This window comes from Bacillus haikouensis, from assembly GCF_013179555.1.
GTDB lineage: Bacteria > Bacillota > Bacilli > Bacillales > Bacillaceae_B > Rossellomorea > Rossellomorea haikouensis_A.
Map to the genome: position 1 here is coordinate 1 of NZ_JABMCR010000224.1, position 6734 is coordinate 6734.

A 6734-nucleotide genomic window follows, 5' to 3' on the forward strand; every position below is an offset into this window, starting at 1 on the left:
AAGAAGTATCCCCCTCTGGAAAAGAATAATATTGGCCATTAATCCAAAGGATCGCTCCCTCATATCCGCTTCCACCTTGATTATCCTTTGCATCCCAGGAAATTTTGTACTTTCCATCAACTGGCTCCACTCGAATATTGTCAATCGTCGGTGCAATGGAATCAATTTTAACTGGCATTTTCAACTTTTGTGGTTTGGCATTTTTGTAATCAAGTGTACTTGTAATCGTATACTGATATTCACCATCTGGCACGACATTCCCTTGATCATCCACACCATCCCACTGATACATTCCTGCAGAAACAGAAAAATCCTCATATGCCATTACATTTTTGGAAAATTTCCATGGTGACCCATCAGGTGTATACTCACTAAAGTTTCCTAACTGACGAATTTTTTTCCCTTCACTATCCTCTACCGAAAGATTTACTTCTTTTAAATTTCTAAACACTGTAAAGGATGAATAGACACCTGGAACAATTGAATTTGGTGAATAAGCAATATGGTCCATATCAAATTCTCCTGTTTGAGCATTATAACCTAATGGCAATTCACCTAAATCATCCCAAAGAACGGTATAGCCCAAAAATACATCCTTATCCCATGCTGGCGCATCAATATTTTTTAAAGAATCCCATTTACCGTAAAAGCCCATATATGGCATAGATAATTCAGGTAAATCTTTGTTTACAGGGACAAAACGGACATAACCTTCTACGAAACTATTTTTTCTTAAATTTTTTGGTAGAATAATATCTACATGTAAATTTTCAACTTTTCCATTTTTGATTTTCACTTTCACTGGTTTATCATGGCTGATTTTTTTTCCATTTAGTAAAGCGACCGCATCTTTTACCCGCTTACTTGACATTGTTAAATAATCGTGGGAACGATCCGGCTTGCCATCTCCATTTAAATCATACTCTTTGTACTCTGTATCATCTGTTAATACATCTAAATAGACATTGTACTCAACATCTTCCGTCTTTTTCTTAGAAAGAGGGGTGACATTTAAATCAAATTGAGCCATTTGATTTTTAATTTCTTTTAAGGTAACTGACCCTTTACTTTCTGCACTTGCTTGTTTATTTTCGACCAAAACAGGTGTTTGCAGCGCATTTTTTATTTGCATCATACCTGCCCCTTGCTTACGTGGAGAATATGGTGTCACATTATTTGTACTTGGATCATATTCGATCTTTGAAGTATTCATTAATGCTGTTTTCGTTTTTAATACGGTATTCATGTTTTTTGGCAAGCCTTTCTCATAAAAGGATTGGAGGATAAGTGTAGCTCCGCCAACAACATGAGGTGTGGCCATTGAAGTTCCGCTATACACATCATACTGATTATCAAAAACCGTTGAATAGATTTCTCCACCTGGTGCAGAAATTTCAGGCTTAAAATCCAGTGTATGTGGAGCACCTATAGATGAGAAATCTGACATTTCATCATGATTTGGATTTTGAACCCATATTCCTCCACTTAATTGGGTAGAGATAGATTGGCCATTCTGTAATTGATCGATAAGCTTTTGTCCATCCTTTACACTTGTTACAACAGCCGGTATAGAATATGGGCTAAAAGTTGTCTCATTATAATCTCCCCATGCTGGAATCGGTGCAATAATAACTGCTTTTGCTCCATTATCTTCAGCATTAAATTGAAGATGTGAATTGATTACAAAATCGATTTCTGGTTGGACAACAACAATTTTATCTTTTACATCAATATCTTTATAATCTTTTGAGTCCCCCTTACCTGCAAAAACAAGTGGATACTCTTTTCCTTTTTTAATTCCAGTTTCTAATTTTAAATAACCTGGTTCATAAAAAGCGATTTTACTACCATCAGAAAGCTTCATACTTGGTTTATGGACAATGCTATTTTCATAGGAAGCCACTTGCAAGGCATATGGGCTAACACCCGGCGAACCCATTACACCGATATCAGGGTTATCAGCATAAGGTTTCATCGAAGAGGACAGCTTATTGTTTTTTGTACTATAATAAGCATTTCCACCAGCAGCAACGACCAATACTCCGTTATTGGTTGCAAGTCGAATGGATTTTTGTACTGCATCGTCTTCTTCCCCAACAAATCCACCATCAGATCCAAGGCTCAAATTAATGACATCTGCTCCCATTTCGACGGCATGGTTAATTCCAGCAACAATATCATCCTCATATGCTCCCCCGCCATTGTCTGAAAAAACTTTCTCTGCAAGAATTTGTACATCAGGGGCAATTCCCTTTACACCATCATTCTCTTCGTCACCATTTGCTCCGATGGTTCCTGAAACATGCATACCATGTGAGCTTTCATATGGAAGCACATCATCATCTTTGTCTGCCCAATCATAGCCCGTTGGTACTTTATCCGTATACCAACGATCATTCACTTCAGTCTCATCCAGCTTTTTCTTTAGATTTGATTCTGTTAGCTTTTCTTTAGATTTTCCTTCTTCCGCCATCACCATATCTTTATGGCGATAGTCAACACCTGAATCAACAACCCCGACAACCATTCCTTCACCATGATAGCCTAGCTCCTCCCAAACTTGTTGAGCTTGTACCAATCCTTTTGAGGATTTCATTGTTTCTGAATACGTGTTTGCAATCCTTACATTCGCAACACCTTTTATTTTTTGGATTTCATCTATATGACGGAATTCGGTATCCAGGCTAAATCCATTAATCCCTTGAACAAATTGGTGTCTCAGTTTTGGGTTCATTTTCTTTTTTGATATTTGGGTAATGACCTGATCCTGTGTTTTTAATAGCTTCATTTCATCGGATTCATTTTTTTCTGAATCCATCAGTGGTTCCTCGCTTAATTCAACCATTACCCTAACTTTATCCTTAGGTGAATATGGTTTATTAGTGGCATTGTTTATTTCCTGTTTCGTTATCCCTAGTTGGTTTGCCGCATTTTTACCTGCTTCGTTTCGTTGATCAATAAAGATCTCCTGACTGTTCTTAACAATTGATTCGACATTGACTTTACTTTGACTATCATCTTTTCCAGTGCCCGCATAGGAAGAGCTACCTCCGCTAATTAATAACGTCGCTAAAATACTCGCACTAAGAATTCGATATGGTATCAATCGTTTTTTTCGTTTCATGTACTAAACCTTCCCCCATTGAAAATAAGATAAAAGACTATTAAATAATCATTTTGAATGAACTTCTATTTCCTCACTTTGTTTGTTTCCATCATCTGAAGATAGATCGACTTCTTCGTTAGGAATTACTGGCTGATCCAATTGCCCTTTGACTGCGGGATCATTTTCAGTTTGATCACTTTTCTCTTCTTCAGCTGGCATTGTTGGCTCGTCCGATTCAGCTTGAGTACTTTCCTCATTGTTTTTTTCTGAAGCATTATCATTTGATTGATCTTTCTTTATTTCCTTCTCTTCCTCCTTTTCTTTTTTCTTTTCAACCGTTGCTAAAAGTTTTTCTTGATTAAGAGGGACATGGATCATTTCATCAATATAATGGTTTAGTCCGATTAGATGATAGCCCACTTCAGTTTTCTCACATGAAATGGTCTGCTTTACCGAAGTTTTGAACGATTCTCCGGGATCTAATAATTGTTCATTATTTACAAGTTTAATAGGGATTTTTATATCTGAAATGTTCTTTATGATGAGTTCTTGTGAAATTTCACAATTAGTATGATAGATGATGTCACTAGTTGATATAGATAACAAGTCTTCTGTAGTGGCATTTGTTATTTGTCCGGTTGCTTTAATTTCCGATGTAAACCAAGCATACGTATCCAATCTTCCAGCTAAGAAAAACAAGCAATAGATTAATATAGCGAATTGAATGACAATCAAATAGTTCCTTTTTCTCATACAACTCCCTCCTAGCTAAATGAAGGCAGTCGACTAATCGACTGCCTCACATAATTATTCCCCGTCGTACTTGGAGCCTTCATCCGCTTGTTTTGCTTGTACTTTCAAATCAGCTGTGTATTTCACACCTTGATAGTCATTGTTTGCACTTTCATCCAATTTAATCGCAAATACGACGTCGATATAATGATCTGATTTCAACCTCCAGAATGGTTTATTTGTCCCTTCACCAAGAAGCCATTCTTTATCTGATACAGCTTTCAATTCTGCAACTCCATCTTCCCCAACTACACCCATTACCGCAGTAACACCTGGAGCAACCTCTACTTCATCACCTTCAGATTGGAGAGTATCTACCACATTGGTTGTTCCATTAAATAGTTTCTCAAGCTTGATTTTCGATGCTTTCATAACATCTTCACTTGGCTTTTCCTTATATTTCAAAGCGATATAGCCAACTTTATATTTTTTAATATTAATATCCTTGTCCAATGATTGACTTAATGTTGCTTTAATATGTGTATCTTGAGAGCCTGAATTGTCAATCGTCATCCATTCTCCATACTTTAATTGGGAGGGAGCAAAATCGACTCCATCAATGACCTTTTCAGTGATATTTTGACCATTATTTATTTGTAATGTTCCGTTGGCAATTTCCCCTGATGCACTTGTCTCTGAAGTAAACCAAGAATACGTACCAAATCCGCCTGCAACGACAAGTGCCCCTACTAATGTGGTTCCCAATAACGCTGTCTTCATCTTTTTCATTTAGGAAATCCTCCCTTTTCAAATAGGCTGTGTTAAATGTATTTGTTGATCTCCGCTCCAAGTGCTCGTTTTCCACGGGCGGTCCGTGAGACTGTCTAGCTCCGGCGGCTATCGACTAGCTAACTTCAGATAACCTCCTGCGAAGATTCATCATCGATTTACCCTTTATGGCTCATCGTATTTTGTTATCTCAGTCGCCGACTACCAGTTCGTACGCCGGTGAATAGCCACCTCTGAATTCTCCAGTGCTAGACACTCCTGCGGGGCCTTCTGTAAACCGTTTTCTCCCCACAGGAGTCTCGCATCTTCCCTTACAAAGCAACTTAGTGCAAAATCCCAATGAACTTTAACACAGCACTCTAATAAATAAATTTTTTATTCACTTAGGGTCGGTATTCTATGTTGTTTTACTTCACTTTCATCGTATCTTGTACCATTAATTTTTTGGTTCAAGACCTAAAGCATGTAAAATATCTTCTAATCCTTTTTTGCCAAGTTTCTCCTGAGGCTTCGCATTTTTCTTTGCTTCTGAACCTATTTTTAGGAAGTTCTTTTCGATGAAACGTACATCCTTTTCATCAACAATGCCGTCTTGGTTGATATCTGCTTTGTCGTTCTTTTTGCCGTAATGGGCGGCTACTTGAATAAGATCGTAAATATCGATCACTTCATTGCCATTTACATCGCCAGCATGATTTACCTCCATACGAGAGCTAAAAGATGTTCCAATTAACTCCCCATCTACCGTTTTACTAAGCTTGACTGTTTGCTTACTCGTTAAATGACCAGGAACTTCAACATAAATATCATAATCTTTCTTGGAAACTGGAATCCCATGAATCTCGGCATATCCTCTTTCATCAATCGTACCTTTATATTTCTTTCCATTACCTTTTTGTGCATATATATTGGCGCCTATTTTTGAAAAGTCAATATTGGCATTTGTACCATCTTCATTTAAGAAGCTTTCAATATCCACATATCCTCTCACAACTGAATGCTTTGGAATTATGGAAAATTGATCATTTAAAAATCCAGGAATTGTTGTTAACTCCGAAGATCCCGCTTTTGTATATGAAAATTCAGAAACGTTAATTTGCGTGAATCCAGTATATTCTTCATCATTCACTACTTTAAAGCTCACATCTAGGAATGGTGTATCTCCATCAAATCCTTGGAAATCTTTTTGTTCAATGTCTGCTCCAACATTAACCGTATTGTTCCAAAGGCCCTCATCAATGGTTGGCTTCTTCAGGTTAATATTCAAATCGTTATCTTTCGCATATTTTTCAAACGATTTATTTAGCTTTACATCTTTAAATTCAAACAATTGATTAGAATATTCAACCCCAAATGATCCAGCTAAAAGTTTTTTCACATTGTTTACATCTAACGTCATTGTTATGGTGTCGCCAAGCTTCACTTTTTCTTTATCATAGCTAGACAATACATAACCTGTCCCCTCTTTAACAAAGGTATAGCTTACTGCTCCTCTGAAGAAGTTCGCAGCCGTTGCTAAATCAACTGGAACAAGTTTTAAATTGACAGGTTCTTCAATCTCCTCTGGCAAGACACCAAATTTGACATCTCCATTTGGCTGTACTGGCAACTTACCTGAAGGAAAAGCTGAGTTTTGATAATAATAGACTGAACTTGCTGACTGATCATACGGCAGTCCCTTAGATTTTAAAACATCAATGGTAGAATCGTAGACATTTGCATGGACCCATAAGGCATGATAGCCATCTTCATCGGTATACATTGATTCATCGACTTCATAGAAGTTTGGTTTATAATCTTTGTACGATACTTCAGGTGCTTTATTATCTACAACAATTACTGAATCTTCTACATAAGACTTTCCTTTTTCATCCGTTGCAATGACTTCAAAAGTATAATCGCCATCATCTAATTTAATCGGCTTATCCGCAATTGGATTGGAAGGATCATTTGTGAATGGATAAACCGATCCTGAAAATGCCCATAGTAACCACTTTTCTACATCTGGTTCAATGTTATGGGCTTCCAAAATAGAACCGATAAAGCCTACAGGTTCACCTGTTTTTCCATCTTTTACGATTATATCGATCGTTTTCATCGGACTCTT

At 37.2% G+C, this 6734-nt stretch carries 4 protein-coding genes; all 4 read right to left on the minus strand.

Annotation, left to right across the window (positions count from 1 at the left end; all coding sequences use genetic code 11):
- The coding region (locus HP456_RS17770; protein WP_172253585.1) for a S8 family serine peptidase at positions 1 to 3124 on the minus strand (3124 nt) is incomplete at its 3' end.
- 48 nt (positions 3125 to 3172) lie between these two features.
- Positions 3173 to 3859, minus strand: coding sequence for a hypothetical protein (locus tag HP456_RS17775; protein WP_172253587.1), 687 nt, complete (start codon positions 3857 to 3859; stop codon positions 3173 to 3175).
- Between the two features lie 54 nt (positions 3860 to 3913).
- Positions 3914 to 4627 (minus strand): hypothetical protein, encoded by a 714-nt coding sequence (locus HP456_RS17780; RefSeq protein WP_172253590.1) that lies wholly within the window; start codon positions 4625 to 4627, stop codon positions 3914 to 3916.
- A gap of 436 nt (positions 4628 to 5063) precedes the next feature.
- On the minus strand, positions 5064 to 6734 hold a 1671-nt coding region (locus HP456_RS17785; protein ID WP_246289210.1), incomplete at its 5' end, for a cohesin domain-containing protein.

Bases quoted from the DNA above. Each gene is read 5' to 3' on its own strand.
- HP456_RS17775 (WP_172253587.1), bottom strand. From the start codon at position 3,859: ATGAGAAAAAGGAACTATTTGATTGTCATTCAATTCGCTATATTAATC.
- HP456_RS17780 (WP_172253590.1), bottom strand. From the start codon at position 4,627: ATGAAAAAGATGAAGACAGCGTTATTGGGAACCACATTAGTAGGGGCA.